General features: G+C 41.0%; 16 protein-coding genes. 9 read left to right on the top strand and 7 right to left on the bottom strand.

From position 1 onward, the window contains the following. The first annotated feature begins 162 nt into the window (after window positions 1-162). The 3 genes from dnaB to PN470_RS04705 all read left to right on the top strand — a co-directional run bounded on the left by dnaB (window position 163) and on the right by PN470_RS04705 (window position 4,908). Window positions 163-1,920 (top strand): replicative DNA helicase, encoded by a 1,758-nt coding sequence (gene dnaB, locus PN470_RS04715; protein WP_271935324.1) that lies wholly within the window; start codon window positions 163-165, stop codon window positions 1,918-1,920. 1 nt (window position 1,921) lies between these two features. After that, a complete protein-coding gene (locus PN470_RS04710; RefSeq protein WP_272103871.1) occupies window positions 1,922-3,499 on the top strand; it encodes a glycosyltransferase family 39 protein in 1,578 nt (525 codons plus the stop codon). 92 nt (window positions 3,500-3,591) lie between these two features. Further along, on the top strand, window positions 3,592-4,908 hold the full coding sequence (locus tag PN470_RS04705; RefSeq protein WP_272103868.1) for a glycoside hydrolase family 10 protein: 1,317 nt from the start codon (window positions 3,592-3,594) through the stop codon (window positions 4,906-4,908). A gap of 372 nt (window positions 4,909-5,280) precedes the next feature. Here PN470_RS04705 and PN470_RS04700 read toward each other — a convergent pair whose 3' ends face one another. Beyond that, window positions 5,281-7,701 (bottom strand): phosphoketolase family protein, encoded by a 2,421-nt coding sequence (locus PN470_RS04700; RefSeq protein WP_272103866.1) that lies wholly within the window; start codon window positions 7,699-7,701, stop codon window positions 5,281-5,283. A gap of 536 nt (window positions 7,702-8,237) precedes the next feature. On the opposite strand from PN470_RS04700, the gene gap reads away from it, so the two are divergent. From gap to ygfZ, 3 genes are read left to right on the top strand one after another with little or no spacing between them, the layout of a single operon-like run. Next, on the top strand, window positions 8,238-9,272 hold the full coding sequence (gap, locus tag PN470_RS04695; protein ID WP_052277988.1) for a type I glyceraldehyde-3-phosphate dehydrogenase: 1,035 nt from the start codon (window positions 8,238-8,240) through the stop codon (window positions 9,270-9,272). A gap of 59 nt (window positions 9,273-9,331) precedes the next feature. Then, a complete protein-coding gene (locus tag PN470_RS04690; RefSeq protein ID WP_002740015.1) occupies window positions 9,332-9,700 on the top strand; it encodes a hypothetical protein in 369 nt (122 codons plus the stop codon). Then, a complete protein-coding gene (gene ygfZ, locus PN470_RS04685; RefSeq protein WP_271935320.1) occupies window positions 9,697-10,710 on the top strand; it encodes a CAF17-like 4Fe-4S cluster assembly/insertion protein YgfZ in 1,014 nt (337 codons plus the stop codon). The genes PN470_RS04690 and ygfZ overlap by 4 nt, the downstream gene beginning before the upstream one ends. A gap of 376 nt (window positions 10,711-11,086) precedes the next feature. Here the strand turns inward: ygfZ and PN470_RS04680 are convergent, their stop codons facing one another. The 6 genes from PN470_RS04680 to PN470_RS04655 all read right to left on the bottom strand — a co-directional run bounded on the left by PN470_RS04680 (window position 11,087) and on the right by PN470_RS04655 (window position 16,693). Continuing rightward, window positions 11,087-12,745, bottom strand: coding sequence for an NAD+ synthase (locus PN470_RS04680; protein ID WP_272103864.1), 1,659 nt, complete (start codon window positions 12,743-12,745; stop codon window positions 11,087-11,089). Window positions 12,746-12,757: 12 nt separating this feature from the next. Beyond that, window positions 12,758-13,486 carry an NUDIX hydrolase gene (locus PN470_RS04675; protein WP_272103862.1) on the bottom strand — a complete coding sequence of 243 codons (729 nt, stop codon included), beginning with the start codon at window positions 13,484-13,486 and terminating at the stop codon, window positions 12,758-12,760. Then, window positions 13,483-14,049 carry a nicotinate-nucleotide adenylyltransferase gene (locus PN470_RS04670; protein ID WP_272103860.1) on the bottom strand — a complete coding sequence of 189 codons (567 nt, stop codon included), beginning with the start codon at window positions 14,047-14,049 and terminating at the stop codon, window positions 13,483-13,485. The genes PN470_RS04675 and PN470_RS04670 overlap by 4 nt, the downstream gene beginning before the upstream one ends. Window positions 14,050-14,629: 580 nt before the next feature. Next, on the bottom strand, window positions 14,630-15,070 hold the full coding sequence (locus tag PN470_RS04665; RefSeq protein ID WP_272103858.1) for a hypothetical protein: 441 nt from the start codon (window positions 15,068-15,070) through the stop codon (window positions 14,630-14,632). Between the two features lie 2 nt (window positions 15,071-15,072). Then, entirely contained in the window at window positions 15,073-15,330 is a 258-nt protein-coding gene (locus tag PN470_RS04660; RefSeq protein WP_272103856.1) for a hypothetical protein, read from the bottom strand. Window positions 15,331-15,610: 280 nt separating this feature from the next. Beyond that, window positions 15,611-16,693, bottom strand: a complete 1,083-nt coding sequence (locus PN470_RS04655) for a hypothetical protein (RefSeq protein ID WP_272103854.1) — start codon at window positions 16,691-16,693, stop codon at window positions 15,611-15,613. Between the two features lie 597 nt (window positions 16,694-17,290). Between PN470_RS04655 and PN470_RS04650 the strand changes: the two genes are divergently transcribed. The 3 genes from PN470_RS04650 (at window position 17,291) to PN470_RS04640 (ending at window position 20,471) form a co-directional block, all read left to right on the top strand. Continuing rightward, entirely contained in the window at window positions 17,291-17,524 is a 234-nt protein-coding gene (locus tag PN470_RS04650; protein ID WP_069474791.1) for a DUF1830 domain-containing protein, read from the top strand. 276 nt (window positions 17,525-17,800) lie between these two features. Beyond that, complete coding sequence (locus PN470_RS04645; RefSeq protein ID WP_272103852.1) at window positions 17,801-18,247, top strand: hypothetical protein; 447 nt, start codon at window positions 17,801-17,803, stop codon at window positions 18,245-18,247. A gap of 100 nt (window positions 18,248-18,347) precedes the next feature. Beyond that, window positions 18,348-20,471, top strand: coding sequence for a pentapeptide repeat-containing protein (locus PN470_RS04640; RefSeq protein ID WP_272103873.1), 2,124 nt, complete (start codon window positions 18,348-18,350; stop codon window positions 20,469-20,471). The last annotated feature ends 7 nt before the right edge of the window (window positions 20,472-20,478 follow it).

Raw genomic sequence — 20,478 nt, 5'->3', positions numbered from 1 at the left:
GTGGGGTGTGGGGTGTGGGGTGTGGGGATGTGGGGATGTGGGGAGAATAAATAAAAACAATCTCCTGACTCCTGAATACTGAATCCTATCATTAACCTGAACATTTGTATTTAATTAGGGTGAATGACTATAATTAATGATAAAGCACAGTCAGCATTGACAATGATTAGCGATCAATCCCTCCCCCCCCAAAATATTGAAGCGGAAGAATCTATCTTAGGTGGTATTTTACTAGATCCAAAAGCGTTAGGTAGAATCAGTGATTTTTTAATTCCAGAAGCTTTCTATGTAAAAACCCATCAAGATATTTATCGTGCGGCGCTTGCTTTACAAGGGAAGGGAAAACCGACGGATTTAATGACGGTTAGCAGTTGGTTACAGGATAATCATCTGCTGGAAGAAATCGGGGGAATGCCGCGATTGTTACAATTAATTGAGCGCACTGTCTCGGCTGCCAACATCGATCGCTATGCTGAATTAGTGATGGATAAATATATGCGTCGTCAGTTAATTTCCACGGGGGGAGAAATTATTGAGTTAGCCAGGGATACGACGCTAGAATTAGAAAATGTTTTCGATGAATCGGAACAAAAGATTTTTCGTCTCACCCAAAAACGACCCCAGGAGGGTTTAATTTTTCTGGGGGATACTTTAATCGAAACTTTTAACGAAATTGAGAAGATGCAGGAGACCACCACTCTACCCGGTATCGAAACTCAATTTTATGATCTCGATGCGATGACCAGTGGTTTACAACCCTCGGATTTAGTTATTATCGCGGGTAGGCCTTCCATGGGAAAAACTTCTTTTGCTCTTAATATTGCCTATAATATCGCTCAACAGAATTTACCCGTGGCTGTCTTTAGTTTGGAGATGTCTAAGGAACAATTAGCCCAACGTTTGTTATCGAATGAGGCTAAAATCGAAAGTAATCGGATTCGATCGGGCCGTTTGGGACAAAATGATTTAGAGAAGGTTCTTGGGGGACTAGAAAAGTTATTAAATTTGCCCATATATATCGATGACAGTGCCAATTTAAGTGTGATTCAAATGCGTTCCCAAGTGCGGCGTTTACAGGCAGAAAAAAAAGGACAAATGGGATTAGTTTTAATCGATTATCTGCAATTAATGGAAGGTGGAGGTGATAATCGCGTTCAGGAAATTTCTAAAATTACCCGCAGTCTTAAGGGTTTAGCCAGAGAAATTCATGCTCCAGTAATTGCTCTTTCTCAGTTAAGTCGCGCTGTGGAATCTCGCAATAATAAAAGACCGATGATGTCCGATTTACGCGAGTCGGGATGTTTAGCGGGTGATAGTTTAGTTGAGTTAGCCGATCCTCGTGCTAAAGTGCCAATTTGTGAGTTAGTGAATTGCTCTAATTTTACGGTTTTTGCTCTTAATGAGGAAACAATGAAATTAGAAAAAGCACTGGTAACTAAGGTCTTTTCCACAGGATTTAAGCCAGTTTTTCGATTAACAACTCGTTTAGGTCGCACGATTAGAGCTACAGCCAATCATAAGTTTTTGACTGTCCACGGTTGGCAAAGATTAGATGAATTAAATATTGGTAATTATATCGCTTTACCTCGCTCTCTGAGTAATTCAGACCTAACTTTTAATTGGGATGAAGTTATGGCAATTCAAGCGGATGGAGAGACAGAAGTGTATGATTTAACAGTAGATAAATTGCATAACTTTATTGCCAATAATATCATCGTCCATAATAGTATCGAACAGGATGCGGATTTAATTATGATGTTATACCGAGATGAATATTATAACCCCGATAGTCCCGATCGAGGTGTGGCCGAAGTAATTATTACTAAACACCGTAACGGTCCCACCGGCACAATTAAGCTACTTTTTCAACCAGAATTTACCAAGTTTCTCAATCTTAAACAAAGTCGCTCTAATTATTAAAATGAAAGCAAATATTAATTATAAAACTCCCAATTGGCTCTTAATACTTTTGGCAATTATCCTAACTCTCGGTGTGGTTTTTCGTTTCGCAAATATCGATAAAAAAATCTATTGGCATGATGAATCCTACACCACCATTAGAACCACTGGTTATCAAGCAAAGGAAATCGCTGATACTATCTTTCAAAACCGTCTTTTATCTACCACAGAATTAGGAAAATTTCAACAACTGAAACCAGAAAGTAATGTTTTTGATACGATTCAATCTCTGGCTAAAGAAGACCCTCAACACCCACCTTTATACTTTATGATCTCTCGCTATTGGGAAAAAATATTCGGTTTTTCTCCCGTTTCTTCCCGCAGTTTAGCGATTGTTTTTAGTCTTCTCTCCCTGCCATTTATTTACTATCTATCCCTAGAATTATTTACATCAAAGTTAACGGCAATTTTAGCAGTAATTTTCTTGGCACTCTCTCCAGTTGATATAATATTTGCTCAAATGTCTCGCCAGTATAGTCTTTTAGTTTTGTTAACGATAATTAGTCAATTAATGCTGTTAAAATGCCTCAAAAAAAGAACTATTGTTAATTGGTATTTATACACCTTCTCTAATACTCTCGGACTCTACACCCATCTCTTTTTTATTCTCAACTTATTTGCTCAAGCAACCTTGATAATTTGGTATCTTGTTATGAAACCAGAGCGAAAAAATAACTTGATATTTTTCCTGTTATCTGGGTTAACGATGATGATTTTATATATACCCTGGTTACAGGTTTTTTTAACTAACTCTCAAAGGGCATTTAATTCCACCAGTTGGGCTGCCGTTAACTATCTCGATTGGGGATTGTTCGGTAAATTATGGCTCTTAACTTTTACTTCTCTATTTAGCGATAGCGATTTTGGTTTTAATAACATCTTCACCTATATATATAGACTGATTTTTTTAATCTTAATTATCTATGCTTTTGAGCGAGTTTATCGCTACAATAACCCGATAGTTTTTACTTTTCTGATTACCTCAACCCTAGTACCTTTCCTAGCTTTAGTCATTCCCGATCTAATTTTGACCACCACTAGATCAACTGTCACCCGTTATCTAATTGCCTCCTTTCCCACTATCTATATAACTGTAGCTTTTTTCTTGTCACAATTGCTTAATCAAGGTAAATTTTCAGGTAAAATTATCTTGACTTTTTTGTTAACTGCTAGTATAATATCGAACTTTAATAATGCTCTTTCCGAAACCAGTTGGGCAAAAGTTCCTAGTTATTGGAATGGCGAAGTTGCCAGAAAAATTAATGCTGTACCCAATGCCATTATTATCAGCGACGAAGGTAATGACTGGACTAACTTAGGTGATTTGCTTTCCCTTAATTATCGTCTTAATGCTGATGTACAATACTTCCTGACTACCACTAACCCCGATACCGATAAGTTAAAAGAAGTTCTAGAAATTCCCCAGGCCAACTTATTTCTTTTTCGTCCTTCCAATCGGTTATTAGTGGCCCTAGATCAATTCGATATTCGTCTTGATTATTTCTATCCTCAAGGTCAATTGTGGCGAGGGAAGAAATAGGTAAATATATATTTTGGGTCAATCTAGCCTCAAAGAGTTGAGCAAAGCTGTTATTATAACCAGTTAAAACCGTTAATTCTCACCCTAAAGAAATGACTTTTCTAATTCCGACTAGCGTTTGGCGGCAAATTCTTAAAAAGTTCCCTATACTACTATTCTTAGCATCTTTTCTGATAGTCGTATTCTTAGGCTATTTTTCTACCGCTTTCTCTCAAAGTCGAGATCCTGATATTCGCGGTGTTTGGATTACCACCAACGATACTGCGATGCTGATGGACAGGGATAAACGACAACAGGCGATCGAGCAATTAGTTAATCTTAATTTTAATGCTATCTATCCCGTGGTCTGGAATTCCGGTTATGCTCTCTATCCTAGCGCGATCGCGAAACGGGAAGGAATACAGCCTTTTGTGCCTACGGGAGCGCAGGGACAAGATATCTTGGCAGAATTGGTGGAACAAACCCGTGGCAGGGGATTATTGGTCATTCCTTGGTTTGAATTCGGATTTATGGCCCCTCCCACCTCAGAATTAGCCTTAAAACATCAGAACTGGTTAACTCAAAAACGCGACGGGGGGACCACTTGGGTGGGGGCAGCCGGTGAGGTGGTGTGGTTGAATCCTTTCCGTCCCGAGGTGCAGAATTTTCTGCGGGAGTTAGTCTTGGAAGTGGTGGGACAATACGATATTAACGGCATCCAATTCGACGATCATCTGAGTTTACCGAATGAATTCGGCTATGATCCCTATACTATCGCTCTTTATCAACAGGAAACGGAAAAAACACCTCCGGCTAACCCCCGGGATCCCGAATGGACAAAATGGCGGGCCGATAAAATCACCGCTTTTCTGGCTAATCTCAAAGAATCAATTGAGGCAATTAAACCGAATATACTGCTTTCGATCGCCCCTAATCCCTACGAATTCGCCTATAATGGTCATTTACAGGATTGGCTCGCTTGGGTGCGGCAAGGATTAGTCGATGAGTTAATCGTACAGGTTTATCGTCCCGATCTGCCCAGTTTTCTCAAACAATTAGAGCGTCCCGAAATTCAAGAAACCCAGCAAACTATCCCCACCGGTGTGGGGGTTTTAACCGGTTTACGCAATCGACCGATTGCCCTACCCTTGATTGAAGAAAAGGTATTGGCTGCTCGTCAACGGGGTTTAGGGGTGATTTTCTTCTTTTATGAAAGTCTCTGGCAGCAAGCTTTGGAACCTCCAGAAACCAGAAAAGCGGCAATTCAAGCAATGTTTTCGCAACCCATTACTCCCCGTCTTCCCGTGGTGGACAATCTCCCCTTAGTTAGTACGCCTGAACCTGTTTATCAGCCAGAACTAACCCCCACACCTCCCCCCTTAGCGCCGGACGGTATCGAAATTCCTGTAATTCCCCCTCCGGGTAGTTAATAGCAATTTTTGCCCAGAGAAATTACAGATCAAATCATCGAATTTAAGTCCCCCTTTTTCCCTTTTTTTTAACAGGGATGGAGATGCTGGGGGGATGAAAATTTTTTTAGTCAGATTTTGGAGAATTGGTATGAGTTAGACTTACTCATTCTCCGTATTGACATCTCAAACTGAATTGCTATGGTAAATCCCTTGATAGATAGGCATTTCAGTGTTTCAATCGGGACTCACTTCTGTGAAAACCGCTATATACAAACTCTATTAATTGCACCATAATTAAACTCAAATAATATTTTATTTAGGTGGAATAGGAAGATGAAATTTATCGATAAACTAATAAATTATCATCACCTAAACCACTTTCTAGCCTAATTAATAGGGCCATTTCCAGTTAGTAATCTCGTCCTTATCGATGCCATTGGTAAAAGCATAATCGAGATTATCGATAATGGCATTTTTCATTCGTTCTTTCACATGACCGGCAGCAGAACCTAATTTTGGCACGCGATCAATCACATCAATTACTAGATGAAAACGATCAACTTGGTTACGAATCGCTAATTCTAGGGGAGTATTAATATTCCCTTCTTCCTTGTAACCGCGCACATGAATACGTTCCTGATTACTGCGACGGTAGGTAAGTTTATGAATCAGCCAAGGATAACCGTGGAAATTAAAGATAATTGGCTTATCAGTGGTAAATAAACTATCAAAATCCCGTTCCGATAAACCATGGGGGTGTTCACTTTCCGACTGTAATTTAAACAGATCAACCACATTGATAAAGCGAACTTTTAAGTAAGGGAATTCCTCCCGCAGAATTGCCGTGGCCGCTAAAGATTCTTTAGTGATAATATCCCCACAGCAAGCCATAATTACATCTGGTTCATCGGGATTTGTTCCGTCATCATCGTTACTTGCCCAATCCCAAATACCGATACCTTTAGTGCAGTGTTTAATTGCTTCTTCAATGGTCAAGTATTGCAGGTGTTTCTGTTTATCAGCAACGATAATATTAGTGTAATCCTTGCTCTTGAGGCAGTGATTAGTCACACTTAATAAACAATTCCCATCGGGGGGAAGATAAACCCGCACCACGTCGGCACTTTTATTGGTTACTAAATCGATAAAACCGGGGTCTTGGTGACTAAAACCATTGTGATCCTGCCGCCAAACCACCGAGGATAATAACAGATTCCAAGAGGAAACAGAAGCACGCCAAGGCACATGATTTTTGCAGATATCGAGCCATTTAGCGTGTTGGTTGAACATGGAATCGATAACGTGGGCAAAAGCCTCGTAGGAGTGAAATAAACCGTGACGACCGGATAATAAATAACCCTCTAACCAACCGACTAAAGTATGTTCACTCAGCATCTCCATCACCCGACCATCGGCAGATAATTGGCTACCATCTAAATCCTCCGGATAGGTATCAGCTAACCAAGCTTTTTTAGTCACTTCATAGAGAGCCGCTAAACGATTAGAAGCAGTTTCATCGGGACCAAAAACGCGAAAATTAGTCATATTATTTCGCATTACATCCCGCAAAAATACCCCCATCACTCCCGTGTTTTCCGCTTCCACTTGGCCCGGGTGGGTGACATCTACGGCATATTGACGAAAATCGGGCATTTTTAGGTCTTTACGCAGCAATCCGCCGTTAGCGTGCGGATTAGCACTCATGCGACGATGACCCCTAGGAGCGAGTTCTTTAAATTCTGGCTTAAATTTACCCGTGGTATAGTCAAATAATTCCTCCGGGTTATAGCTTTTCATCCACTCCTCTAATTTTCTCAAGTGGTCGGGGTTTTCCTGCATGGCACCCATGGGGACTTGGTGAGCGCGCCAGAATCCTTCTACTTTATGACCATCAACGTTTTTCGGACCTGTCCAACCCTTGGGAGACCGGAGGATAATCATCGGCCAGGGGTAACGTTTAGCAATACCCGTGCTGCGAGCTTCCTGTTGATAGGAGCGAATCTGATTGATACAGTGTTCTAGGGTAGCGGCCATTTTTTGATGGCAGTGCATGAGGTCTTCATCTTCCTTACATTCGACGATGTAGGGAGTGTAACCGTAACCGACAAAGAGACTTTCTAACTCGTGCGTCGAAATACGGGAGAGAATGGTGGGATTAGCGATTTTATAACCGTTTAAGTTTAAAATTGGCAGTACCGCACCATCGCGAATCGGGTTAAGGAATTTATTCGAGTGCCATGCGGTAGCAAGGGGACCGGTTTCAGCTTCCCCATCACCCACCACCACGGCCGTAATTAGGTCGGGATTGTCGAAAACAGAACCGTAGGCATGGGAAACACTATAACCCAGTTCGCCGCCCTCATGGATAGAACCGGGGGTTTCGGGGGTGACGTGACTACCGATGTGACCGGGAAAAGAAAATTGTTTAAAGAATTTTTGTAATCCTTCCTCGTCTTCACTTTTATCGGGGTAAATTTCCGAATAGGTTCCTTCTAGATAAACCGGACCGAGTACCCCCGGCGCCCCATGGCCGGGACCGGCCATAAAAATCACATCGAGGTCGTATTTTTTGATTAAACGGTTGAGGTGAACGTAGGTAAAACTTAAGGCCGGACTTGCTCCCCAGTGACCAAGTAAACGATACTTAACGTGTTCGGGTTTAAGATGTTCTTTGAGCAGGGGATTATCGCGCAGATAAATCATACCTACAGCTAAATAGTTACAGGCGCGCCAATAGGCATGGGTTTTATAGAGTTCGTCTTGAGAAAGGGGATTTTGCTCTGTTAAGGGTCTTTCTGGTGCGGATACCATGAATATTTCTCCGATATCTATGAAGGATGAGATTAAGAGAGTTGATAGACAATTTCTCCAGATTATCGAGAGGGTTAACCCTCGGTCAGTTTTCAAACTGTAATCAAGAGTCTAACCTTTCGGAGCGTAAAAAACTATTAAAATAAGCTATATTTTGCCAATCCGGCCAGGGGAATTTATGTCAGTCGGGCGGCGTTTTTAAATCGCTTTTAAAGGCATATTAATATCTTCTTAACTTAGGTAACAATAATTCTCAGAAAAATTTTAATTATTTTTTAATGTCAGCTTTTCCCAAAATACTATAGGGTTACACCCTAGTTTGTCGGGAAGAGCCTAATTAGGCCTTCTCGATGCCAGTGGTGAGGACTACTAGGATAGCTTTTGAAGCACTGAAACTTAAAATCTTTCTATACTTCATCTAGCGAGCAACAAAAGCTGATTAGCATATATAGTGATTCTCTAGAGGCCAATCAATTCTCAAATTATTGTTTCTTGATCGTGCCTAAGCTTATCGCAGCTGCAAAGGAGTTTTTTTCATGACAAAAGTAAGAGTCGCTATCAACGGATTTGGTCGTATCGGTCGCCTCGTTTTTAGGGCGGGTATCCAAAATCCTGATTTCGAGTTTGTTGGTATCAATGATCTCGTCCCCCCCGATAATATTGCCTATCTGCTCAAATACGACTCCACCCACGGACGTTTTCAGGGTACGGTAGAAGCAAAAGAAGATGGCATCGTCGTGGATGGTAAGTTTATCCCCTGTTACTCGATTAAAGACCCCGCTCAACTACCCTGGGGTGCAACCGGGGCCGATTATGTGGTCGAGTCCACCGGTTTATTTACCACCGCCGAAGGAGCAGGAAAACACCTAGAAGCCGGGGCCAAACGGGTAGTTATCTCCGCACCCACCAAAGATCCCGACAAAATTCGTACCATTGTACTAGGCGTTAACGACAATGAGTACGATCCCGCTAAGGATCTGATCGTCTCTAACGCTAGTTGTACCACCAATTGTTTAGCCCCGATCACCAAAGTTATTAACGATAACTTCGGACTAGCGGAAGGATTAATGACCACGGTACACTCGATGACCGCCACTCAACCCACCGTGGATGGTCCATCGAAAAAAGATTGGCGCGGTGGTCGCGGCGCTGGTCAAAATATTATCCCCTCCTCCACGGGGGCAGCCAAAGCAGTAACCCTAGTTATTCCTTCCCTAAAAGGCAAATTAACCGGTATGGCCTTCCGTGTACCAACTCCCAACGTTTCGGCGGTGGATTTAACCTTTAAAACCGAAAAAGCCACCAGTTACGAGGAAATCTGCGCCGCTATGAAAGCCGCCAGCGAAGGACCGATGAAAGGTATCCTCGGTTATACCGATGAGGAAGTGGTATCGAGTGACTTTATCACCGACCCCCATTCCAGTATCTTTGATGCTAAAGCTGGCATTCAACTTAATGCCAATTTCTTTAAGGTCGTCTCTTGGTACGATAACGAGTGGGGTTATTCCTGCCGGATGTTAGACCTAATGAAAATGATGGCAGCTAAGGAAGCAACCCTAGTAACAGCCTAAATCAGTTATCAGTTATCAGTAAACAGTAAACTGATAACTGATAACTGATAACTGATAAGATGAATCCAAAATTTAAAGATATTATCGCTTGGGAACAGGCACAATTATTAATGCAGCCGGCATTTATTCGGGTGCTGGATAATCTGCGTAAACAGTTAGAAAATTCCCTCTGGAAAGGAACTTATACAGAAATTCAAGATCCCTATCCCAGTTATCTGCTCTGTTTGACTTATCTCGATCGCTCCGTTACTGTAAATATTTGGGAACTTTGTTTTCAAGTCTGTTTTCTCGATTATCCCACCGATGAGGGAGAGAGCGTCACCATCGATACCAGTCTCCTCGACCCCACCGGTGAACTAGATTGGCAGAGTTTGGAAACGAAAACCGAGCGCATTATTAACCGATTATTCGCTAATTTACCCCAATGAAAGCAGATTTAGAAACGATCAAGGCAGAGTATGCCGCTAATTTTCTGAAAAATTACAGTAATGATCCCCAAAATTTAGCATCCCAAACAATTTTAATCGATCGCTCCGATTGGGGTTTATTAGAATTAAAAGGCCAGGACCGACTGCGTTTTCTCCACAATCAAACCAGTAACGCTATCGATCGCCTGAAACCGGGTCAGGGTTGTGAGACAATTTTCCTTAACTCTACCGGTCGTACTCTCGATTTTGTCACAGTTTACTCTGGCGATGACTCCCTCCTCATCCTCGTTTCTCCCCAACGTCGTCAATTTTTACTGGAATTGATCGATCGCTATATTTTCCCCTTCGATAAAGTGGAAATTAGCGACTTAACCGATAATTTTGCCATTGTCACCCTAATAGGTACTGAAAGCGGGCAATACCTGCAAAAAATCGCCATTCCAGAGCAGATTTTAACGGGGGTGCAGCATAGTCATTATCTCCTTTCTGACCCCCCCCTGAGAGTGGCCGTCGGCACCGGCTTAGACCTACCCGGATATACTTTAATCGTTGCCGCCGCCGAAGCCGGTCCCCTCTGGGAAAATTTAATTAAAAATGGCGTTACTCCCGCCGATGAGCAGGTGTGGGAATACCTGAGAATCCATCAGGGCCGACCGGCAGTCGATCGAGAATTAACCGAAGATTATAACCCTTTAGAGGCCGGTTTATGGCGAGCGATTGTCTTTGATAAGGGCTGTTATATTGGTCAAGAAACTATCGCCCGTCTCAACACCTATAAAGGCGTAAAACAAAGACTTTGGGGCATAAAACTCAGCCAACCCGTCCCCAGCAATACCCCGATTATTTTAGAAGCGCAAAAAGTCGGTTTACTCACCAGTGTGCTGGAGGATTTTGGCTTGGGTTATGTGAAAACAAAAGCGGGAGGAGAGGGTTTAAAAGTACAAATCGGCGAGGCAACAGGAGAATTAATCTCTTTACCCTTCCTCTCTCACGAATACCCCTTTCAGTGAACAGTAATCAGTAAACAGTGATCAGTAATCAGTGAAAAGACAGTGGCAAACGGGTGCATCTCACATTTGCAGAAATACCGACAATCAGCAATTATCAGTGACTCTTAAATTAGTACAAAAATATGAACAATCGCGTGTAAGCATCCCACCGAAAAACTAATGCGCGGGGGGTTTGGGGGCGGCGCCACGCCCCCAACGGGGGGTTTGGGGGGTAGAACCCCCCAAAAGCTTGGATTGAGTGATAAAATCGAAAGTAACGCCCAATTTTAAAAGAGAGTTTCCCCTTAAAAATCCCAACTTCGTAGATTTACAAAAACGAGATACACCCGTAGAAAACTGCTATTTAATACTGATAACTGATAACTGAAAAACCCCCCTAACCCCAGCGACTAGCGATAGGCATTCGCCAACCAGTGCCAAAAGCGCGATCGCTAATTTTTAGACCCGGGGGGGCTTGTTTGCGCTTAAATTCGGCATTTTTAACTAATTTAATCACTTTCTGCACAATTTCAGGCTCAAAGCCGGCGGCGATAATTTGTTCGGCGGATTGATGGCGATCGATTAATAGTGCTAAAATAGCATCTAAAATCTCGTAGGGAGGTAAAGAATCTTGATCCTTCTGATTGGGTTTTAATTCAGCACTAGGAGCTTTATTAATCACATTAAGGGGAATAATTTCCCCGTGCCGATTTAACCAGCGACAGAGGGAATAAACGCGGGTTTTCGGCACATCAGCAATCACTGCTAAACCACCATTCATATCACCGTAAAGGGTGCAATATCCCACCGCCATTTCTGATTTATTGCCAGTGGATAATAGTAAATGACCGAATTTATTAGAGAGAGCCATCAATAAATTACCGCGAATGCGTGACTGAAGATTTTCTTCGGCAATACCGAAATCAGTACCCGCGAAAAGACCCTCTAAAAGTTGATCATAAGCGGTCATAATTTCTTGAATTGCTAACTTCTCACTTTTGATACCTAAATTATTAACTAAAGCCACCGCATCACTAATGGAATGGTCGGAACTATAGGGAGAAGGCATCATCACAGCGAGAACATTTTCTTTACCTAATGCGTCGCTGGCAATAGCGGCAACTAAACTGGAATCAATGCCACCACTCAAGCCGAAAATTACCCGTTTAAAACCGCATTTCTGCACATAATCTCGCACTCCTAAGACTAAAGCTCGATAAATTTCCTCATCTTCATCGACAGGTAAAGGATGAATAACTGCGGGTAACAAATCCTGATTAAACTCGATCAATTCTAGGCTAGAAGTAAATGCCTGAGCGCGATAAATTACTTCTCCTTGTCGGTTAAAAGCAACGCTATCACCATCAAAAATTAAATCATCATTACCTCCCACTTGATTAACATAAACTATCGGTAAATTATATCTAGTGGCACTATGGGATAATAAAGATTCTCGCAATTTTTGCTTACCGACACTGTAGGGAGAAGCGGAAAGATTAACGATTAAATCCACTCCCAAATTAGCTAAATCGGCGATGGGATTAACCGCGTATTGACGCTGACCCCAAAATTGTTCATCATTCCAAACATCTTCACAGATAGTTACACCAATTTTAAAATTATTTTCTGTTAGTTGAAAATATTGACTTTCTTTCCCAGAAGCAAAGTAACGATCCTCATCAAAAACATCGTAGGTAGGCAATAAACGTTTAGTAAAAATTTGTTTAATCTCTTGACTTTTTAACAAAACTATGCTATTAAATAGCGGCTTTTCTCCTCTGACCGTTGCCGAGGGATTTTTTTCGACAAAACCAACTAAGACGGCTAATTTTTCTGGTAATTGTTGGGACAATAATTGCAATTGTTGAGACATTTTCTCCACAAAACCCAGATTTAATAACAAGTCTCTGGGAGGATAACCACAGAGGGATAATTCCGGGGTTAAAAGTAATTCTGCTCCCTGATTAAATGCCGTTTGAGCGGCCTCTAAAATTCTTTGGGCATTTCCTTCGATATCTCCAACAATGGGATTTAATTGAGCGATAGCAATTCTCATATTTTTTCCTATTTAAACAAAAACTAACGGTTGCTCTTTAAAGGGAGCAAAAGCTTTTTCATCAAAGCGATATAAACTAGCGGGACGACCGGCACCACGAGAGACTTTTAAACCCATATCCTTGAGAAATCCTAATTTCAATAGCCGATTTCTGAAGTTAGAATAATCACTAAAATTTTTACCTAAAATTGTCTCATAAAATTGATAAAGATCATTTAAAGTAAATAATTCTGGTAAAACCTCAAAAGCGACGGGACTATATTCTACTTTATTGCGTAATCTTTGCCAGCCATATTCCAAAATTTGACCGTGATTAAAGGCTAAATCTGGCACTTTATCAATCATATACCAAGTGATATTATAATCCCGTTCAGTGATTAACTTTGCTTCTTCAAACCGCACTAAAGCGAAGTAACTCACCGATAGATAACGTACCCCAAAACTCGCGGCCGATGCAGGGGAATCTCCCTCTGGACTGCAAAAAGTATATAACTGTTCCAGATAGAGATTATTGACGCTAATTTTCTCGGCTAAAATTCGATAGGCTGCCGTTTCCAGTGATTCCCCATTTCTCACTAAAGTCCCGGGTAAACTCCAGTAATTACTAAAGGGTTCTTCCCGTCGTTTAATCAGAAGCACTAGCAGCCGATTTAATTGGGTATCAACGGAAAAGATCACGTTATCAACTCCGACTTTAAAATCAGCTAGAGATTTATTAGCTAGGGTCTTTGGCGGTTTCATGCGTAAAGTTTTTGACCTTCGATATAATCTTTAATCGGTGCAGGAACAGCCTGTTTATCGCCTTTTTCTCGATAATCTGTTGAGGATACAGCCGGAGCAAATACATCAGCAATTAGACAATCACCCCCTAATGTTTGCAGTTGTTCAATATCATCTTGGTTAATAGGATATCCGGGACGAGGAATCACGAGAATTTTGACTTTTTCTAGTAATTCTTGGCTACGATACCAGTGCTTAATTTGTCCGGCTAAATCGGAACCAATGACTAGGGTATATTCCTCCTGTTCTCCCCAAATTGTTTGCGCTTTTTCCACACTAATTAAGCTACGTCGATCGCTTAATTCTCGTCGCAGTTGTATATTATCCTTTGGGGGTTGAATATCCCGGATGAGCAAATTTAACATCCTCAGACGATGTTCGAGACTGGTTTGATGATTTTTAAAGGGATTATCGGCGGCCCAAACTGCAACGATATCGTACTGTTCCGATAACCATTTTAGTATGGCTTGATGACCGGCAGTAGGAGGATCGGCACTGGTTCCAAAAAGGGCAATTTTAAGCATAGGATTCAATTGCTTGCTCACTGAGGGATTAGTTTAACTCTGCTCAAGCTTGGCAAAGATTAACTTCTCCCCATTATAGTTGATTTTACCAAAATAGGGCAAGAGGATCAGTTATCTCCTGCAAAAGTAAGTTATCGAGCCGCTATCGGGTGAAAATATCTAAAACCCCAGATAAATTTGACATAATTTTAGGTTTTATGAATAGGATAGTTAGGGACTTGCGCTTTGATAATGTACCTTTTGGGCGAACGCAGTTCGCCCCTACATTGTGGACAAAATCCGTTACTGTAGGGGCGCAATGCTTGCGCCCTCCGATCGATCAGGTTTGCTGATCACCCTAAGTAGGGGGAGAGCCTTCGAGGTGTTAGGGACTTGCGCTTTGATAATGTGCCATCTGGCTGGTCTGGTTCTTCTACAGAGCGATTTTCTGGCTGGGATATTATTCCTACGCAAGTCCCTTATCTCTTATCTTTTGTCTGCTACTGAAGATTTTTGATTCTTGCAGGAGATATTATTTTTTATAAAATTGGTGAACTAATTCTCAAACGTACTAACCCACAAACAGAAGGAGGCAAACCCATTACGCTGCGCTATGACTCCCGTAGCACTTAGCAGCCCAAACCACTGGCTCGATTTCTCCCTTTTGGAGTTTTTCTAGCGGGGTTGCTCCCTCTAAACGAATATCACCCGTGAGCAGAAAGAGCATTTGTGTCCAAGCACCGTCTTCTTTTAAAACGGCTAACACTTGGTCTAAACCAGACAAAACTTTGCCATCAATAAATTGCCAAGCGGGATAAACTAATTCCTCGTTGACAGATAAACCTAAGACCCGATGATTGAGCCTCATAGTTTCTAATTCCAAAGAACTACAGGCTAAAACACTACAAACCTCAGCGCTGGTTAAGGTTCCGCCTTGCTTAGATAGGAACCGTTTCTTCGCTTCTTCGCCTCGTTTAATGGCAGCTGCCAACGCAGGGGCCAAAGCTAAAGGAGATTGTGTTTTTTGTATAGATTCTAACATTTTTAAGCAACCCTACCACCGTCAACAAGGCCTGTATAAAACAAATACAAGTCTCCCTTCAAATGTTTAGTTTCTTGTATCAGCTTACGTTTATCGTCCGAGTAGCCAATAACCTTACCTTTCTCTGGCCAGCCATATTTGTCGCGACCAGTGATCTCTACGACCACCCATTGATCGGGGTAATAGGATGAGACATCGGCTATACTCAAATCTTCTGTTTTGTGGCTAAGTGTCTTCATGGCTGAATCGGCTGCTTTCATAAGCTCCTCTAGAAATGTTTAATTTTTCTGTTGAACTGCTAAACCTGAAAATAATCCTAGACAAAGGTTTCAATAGCCTAGACCTGGACTCTATGATCCGTCTGAAACTTGCTCATTATCACAGACTTCGGTTTTCAACAACCAACAATTCTTATTATAATCCCGATCTCCATTTGTAGCCAACAATTGTTGCAACGGAGATAATGACGCTTACCGATAATGTCAACCAAAAAAAATTGGGGAGATAAGCCATTTGTAACTATCTCCCTCAAGCCTCAATTTAGTGGGTTGGCATTTTGCTTAGAGATTCAAAGGTTTTGTTGATGGCTTCTACTAATCCCCAGGAGTGGGAATAATAAACACCCGCTTCTACTTCCGCTTGGCGATCGCTGTGGGCATTTACCCAATCGCTTGCCGGTCGTCGGTGGTGGTAGTCATGTACTGGACTATCGCCCGTCAGGATCAGCAGTCGCACGGGTAAATGGTAGAAAAACAGCCGGAGCCACCAACGGGTTTCTCCCCAAAATTTGACCCAAAAGGGGTCAAAATCATTGAAAACAGCCGGCTCTTCGCAACAAAAAACAGCAGAGGTCATTTCGCCAGTTTTCTTAGCAAATCTGTGTTCTACACACTGACGTAGTACGCTACTGATCTCGAAAAACACGCTCAGAGTCGGAACAAACACTAATAAAAACCCGGCCCAAGTATGGGTAATGGTCACTAAACTTAAAATCGAGAGCCAAAAACCGACAGCCAGCCAGTTGTGTTTTACGTCCGTTGAAGAAAACGTTCCTTTTAGGCGATCGCCAAATTGACGGCAGTGGAAAGTCGGAGAAAAAATAAGCTTAGTTAAGTGTTGCCATGCTTGCTGCGGACTCATCTCTGGACGGAAACCCGCTTTGTAAAAAAACTCAAAGGTTTCATCACCGGGGCGCATTAATCCTTTGGAATGGTGAGTTTCGCAATGCTTTTTCTTGTAACTATTAAAAGGCATGGAGAGAGTAAGAATTGAAATGAATTCCCCTAACACTTCATTCCAAAAAGGATTGGCAAAAACAGCATTATGAGAGCAAGCGTGCATAATGGTTAGCCGTTGCATCCGTAAAGATGAGAGCAAACAGACTTGACTAATGGGAATTGCCCACAGGTGGGCGTTATCTACAAAGGCATAATTGCTGATGAGAAGACCAAAGGCAAAAAGTAAAAAGGTTAGAGAGATTTCTTCCCCTGCTGTTTTTCGGCGTGTCGCTTGTCCTGTGCGAGGTTTAGCGACTAACCAAGTAACCCAAGATTCTGGCAGAAACCCAGTCTTTTCGTGAATTTGTTCACGAGTATCCGAAGATGAACAATTTTGTAGTAACATAAAAATCACAAAAACTTAGTTTGATGGGTGGTAGCAATACCACCTTTTTATATTATTTTCAACGATCTCAATAAAGAACTCAACCAATTATTGTTGTTTTTTTTGTAGAGAAATATATCATTTTTTGCAATAATTATTGGTTTAAATATGCAACAATTGTTGGCTTGAGCTTGCAATAATTATTGGCTTTTAATTTTATAGTTTTGGAAACCAAATGCTTACCAGATTATGGCTTTAGTAATCTAGGCTCATCAATTTTTTCTTGGCAACAGTTCCGTGATTAGCCACGCTGAGGTTGTGTAGGGTATGGCAACCATTGGAGGGGCAGTCAATTGAACGACAAGAGTGGAAGATATTAGGAGAACTTTAACTTTTTGACTCGGCGACATACTGGCCTCCTCTTATTTCAAGTTTGTCCCTCATTGTACAAGTAAGTTATTGGCTGTCAACCCACAAAAGTTGCATAATATTTGAGATTTAAAGATGCAACAATTGTTGGTTTAACTTTGCAATAATTATTGGTTTTCAATTCCAGAATTTTGAATTATCGTACATACATAAGGTTCATCCCGTATTGCAGAAATGGAGGGGAATGGTATGTCGAATGCAACTGTTAATCAAGCAATTATCAACTGTGTATATGTAAACCGCACAGAAAAAACAGCTATTCTCAAAATTGACTTTATGGGACAATGGCTAGAGCGAGTCGTTGAGGTAGGCCAAGATTTTTGTTTTAAAGCTCCTGAAGGGGGACACTTAGATATTTTTACCTATGAGATGGCTACGATGATTCGGGAGGATAGAATTCCGTGTCGAGAATTGGCGATATAAGGATCGTCTGATTAAGGTCTTGCCAAAATTAAGGAGGGGATTGGTCGCCAAGCCTTGCAGTTTCTGGATTTGGAAACTAAACCCCTACCAGATTTTGGGTCTTGCAATAATTATTGGTTGATTTCTCTTTTGGTTTTATGGGACTATCGCAGAAGCAATATAACTTTCTGGTTATTATTGCAATACACTTTGAAACAGTATCGGTGACTACAAATACAGATATGTTAATTACCTTAGGATCGAGGATCACCCCAACCGAAGGAGAGATATACTTCTATGGCAACTCCCCCATCACTATGCGATGCCAAAAAGCAGGCAAGAAACTGTGGTTTGGATATACCCAAGCTAGAAGCTTTATTGAAAGAAATCAGACCCCTACCTGAAAAATACGAAATTATTTTCTATCTGGCGGCTGCAGGGCTTTATTCCGCTGATGATTTGGCTGAAAAGTTCAATCATAGCAGCGGCAAAAATCTAAACACAGATTTCAACAAAAATCTAGGAGACAATCTTAAACCTTACCTTGATTTAGCTGAAAGTGATCGTCTGGGAATTACTTCCCTAAGAAGGATTCTCTTTAACAAGGGCTATCTTCCTGACATTAATGACGATGAATCAGTGGAAGTTTTGCCAACACGCTACGATGAAAATTCGCAATTAGAGGAGCCTTCTGCTTCGGACCCAATTATTGTTGATCAGAATACCACCAATCAAGGAGATTGATTTAAAAATGGAAAACACAGAGTTATTGTGCGAGGTAACAACATCGGTCAGTCCCCATGCTGACATTATTAATGGTTTGTTAGCTCAACTAGACAATGAAATGGAAAACACAGAGTTATTGTGCGAGGTAACAACATCGGCCAGTCCCCATGCTGACATTATTAATAGGTTGTTAGCTCAACTAGACAATGAACAGGATAGCGATATCCGTGCTGAAATCATAAGGAAATTGGGAGAATATCCTGAGCCTCAACTTATTAAAAAACTTTGGGATTTGAGAAATAATCTCGAAAACGAATCTGATGATTTTGTGCAGTACGAAATTAAGCTTAGTCTGCATAAAGCGGCTACCCAAAAAGTTTTGACTCCAATAGGTATTGATTTTTTTCTGGATAACTTAGAGGTATTCCAATCAAAAGATAACAATTCTCAAGCTCCGAAAGTCTTAATTGATGCTGATCTGATTGAAGAGTTTTTATTACGAAATCAGACGACTCTTAACAGGGAAGCTGCTAGGGTTATGGGACTTGTTTTAGAGGGAAAAATTAATCCTTACATCGGCGAAATGGGATTAATCAAAATTTGGCATAATATCAAAAATCTGAAATCTAGAGAAGATGCCAATCGTTTGATCATTGAACTTCTGAGTAAAATTAACGTCGGTCAAGTTAACTTGAAAGACATTGACCTAGAAAAATATCCGAACGTTAACTTAAAAACGGCAATTCAAGTTGAGATTGCCAGAAAGTATAGCCTAGCAGGTATTATCACCATCAGAGATCGAGAATTCATTGCCAGTGGATATCCTTTTGTGGGGTCCCCTTCCTTATTCTTACAGTTTTTAGGGAAAGATACCTCGCCAGCATCTATCGAAAGAACTCTCAAAAATCTCGGTAAAGCGGCAATGGAACATGAAAAAGAAAAACTCAATCTTCTTTTAGAAAACGAGCATCAACAAAACTTATTCTTTGAAGATAATCTTTTGCTTTTTCAAGGCTGGAAAATTGAGAACTTTGAAATTCTTTGTGCCAATAACAATTTAACTTCCGCGACAGTTATCCTATGTAATACAAAAACCCAAGAGCGTTACACTGAATCAGCCTTTAAAAAAGGTTCAGTAGATGCACTTTGTACTGCTTTTAATGAGGCTCTAGCTCATTTAGTTGAGGTTAAACATACCCTTAAATCTATCTATTTAGCCAACTTGACACCGGGTCAAAAAGGAGAAGTAACTGTCAAGGCGGTGGTCGAGTATGATGGTAAAGAAGTTATTACCATCCACACCCATGAAAATATTCTCAAGGCTTATTTTTTCGCCTACGTCAAAGCGATGATTGCCGTTTATGCACCCGATGAATATCACCCCGATATTCATAGCACAAAAGAATTGACACATTTGCACAAAATTGGCGAACGAGATTTTTGGGGACTGAATTTCAGCCAAGTTAATTTAATGGATAGTGAGGCCAATCTTTTTGACGCAAAATTGATGGGATGTAACTTCAGTCAGGCTAATCTTTCGGGGGTTAATTTAACTAATGCTGATTTAACAGGAGCCGATTTGAGTCATGCCAATTTGAGCAAAGCTAATCTAACGGGAGCTAACTTGACCGATGTTAAATTAGATGAAAATAATCTAACCCTCCTTGATGGCACAATTTTGACTAACACAATTATGCCTGAAATTAACATTGAAATTAGCGGCGAATCTCGTTTAGAAAAGGTTGCTCAACTACTCAAACACATTGATCCTCAAAGTCAATCTCGAATCTTGGCTATTCACTCCATGACAGATTCCATCTGGTGGGATAATCCCCTTGGTCAAAAATTCTGGGAAGTTAACAAAGAACTAATCGAAAGGAAGATTTCTATTCAACGAGTCTTTATTCTTCCTGAAGCTCGGAATCCAAAGCATTTACAGGTGATTCAGGAACAACTTAACTCTGGCATAGAAGTTGCTTTGATTTGTCAGGAAAAAGCCAAAGATGTTGAAGGCTATCGTTGGGATGATACCAACCTATTGATTAGCGAAAACTTATCTGTTCCCAGAAATTCTTTTACAGCGAGAAGAACTATGAATGGTCAAACAGAATCAGGTTATATTTCCTATCAAACAAGAGTTGTCGAGACAGATAAAAGTATCTTTAACGCTCTATGGGAAAAATCCGAAAAACTCTCTACTGAAGCTAATATTCAGGAACAATTAGCAAACCTGAATACCTGACCCCGAA

Source organism: Microcystis sp. CS-574 (assembly GCF_028329095.1).
GTDB lineage: Bacteria > Cyanobacteriota > Cyanobacteriia > Cyanobacteriales > Microcystaceae > Microcystis > Microcystis ichthyoblabe_A.
Note: the sequence above shows the minus strand (reverse complement) of the source record. Positions and strands in the feature narration are given on the sequence as shown.

Excerpts from the sequence above, each read along its gene's own strand:
- PN470_RS04670 (WP_272103860.1), bottom strand. The coding sequence starts at position 14,049 with ATGCTTAAAATTGCCCTTTTTGGAACCAGTGCCGATCCTCCTACTGCC.
- PN470_RS04645 (WP_272103852.1), top strand. The coding sequence starts at position 17,801 with ATGGCAACTCCCCCATCACTATGCGATGCCAAAAAGCAGGCAAGAAAC.
- gap (WP_052277988.1), top strand. The coding sequence starts at position 8,238 with ATGACAAAAGTAAGAGTCGCTATCAACGGATTTGGTCGTATCGGTCGC.
- PN470_RS04705 (WP_272103868.1), top strand. The coding sequence starts at position 3,592 with ATGACTTTTCTAATTCCGACTAGCGTTTGGCGGCAAATTCTTAAAAAG.
- PN470_RS04700 (WP_272103866.1), bottom strand. The coding sequence starts at position 7,701 with ATGGTATCCGCACCAGAAAGACCCTTAACAGAGCAAAATCCCCTTTCT.
- PN470_RS04680 (WP_272103864.1), bottom strand. The coding sequence starts at position 12,745 with ATGAGAATTGCTATCGCTCAATTAAATCCCATTGTTGGAGATATCGAA.
- PN470_RS04660 (WP_272103856.1), bottom strand. The coding sequence starts at position 15,330 with ATGAAAGCAGCCGATTCAGCCATGAAGACACTTAGCCACAAAACAGAA.
- ygfZ (WP_271935320.1), top strand. The coding sequence starts at position 9,697 with ATGAAAGCAGATTTAGAAACGATCAAGGCAGAGTATGCCGCTAATTTT.
- PN470_RS04710 (WP_272103871.1), top strand. The coding sequence starts at position 1,922 with ATGAAAGCAAATATTAATTATAAAACTCCCAATTGGCTCTTAATACTT.
- PN470_RS04675 (WP_272103862.1), bottom strand. The coding sequence starts at position 13,486 with ATGAAACCGCCAAAGACCCTAGCTAATAAATCTCTAGCTGATTTTAAA.
- PN470_RS04665 (WP_272103858.1), bottom strand. The coding sequence starts at position 15,070 with ATGTTAGAATCTATACAAAAAACACAATCTCCTTTAGCTTTGGCCCCT.
- dnaB (WP_271935324.1), top strand. The coding sequence starts at position 163 with ATGATTAGCGATCAATCCCTCCCCCCCCAAAATATTGAAGCGGAAGAA.
- PN470_RS04655 (WP_272103854.1), bottom strand. The coding sequence starts at position 16,693 with ATGTTACTACAAAATTGTTCATCTTCGGATACTCGTGAACAAATTCAC.
- PN470_RS04640 (WP_272103873.1), top strand. The coding sequence starts at position 18,348 with ATGGAAAACACAGAGTTATTGTGCGAGGTAACAACATCGGCCAGTCCC.
- PN470_RS04690 (WP_002740015.1), top strand. The coding sequence starts at position 9,332 with ATGAATCCAAAATTTAAAGATATTATCGCTTGGGAACAGGCACAATTA.
- PN470_RS04650 (WP_069474791.1), top strand. The coding sequence starts at position 17,291 with ATGTCGAATGCAACTGTTAATCAAGCAATTATCAACTGTGTATATGTA.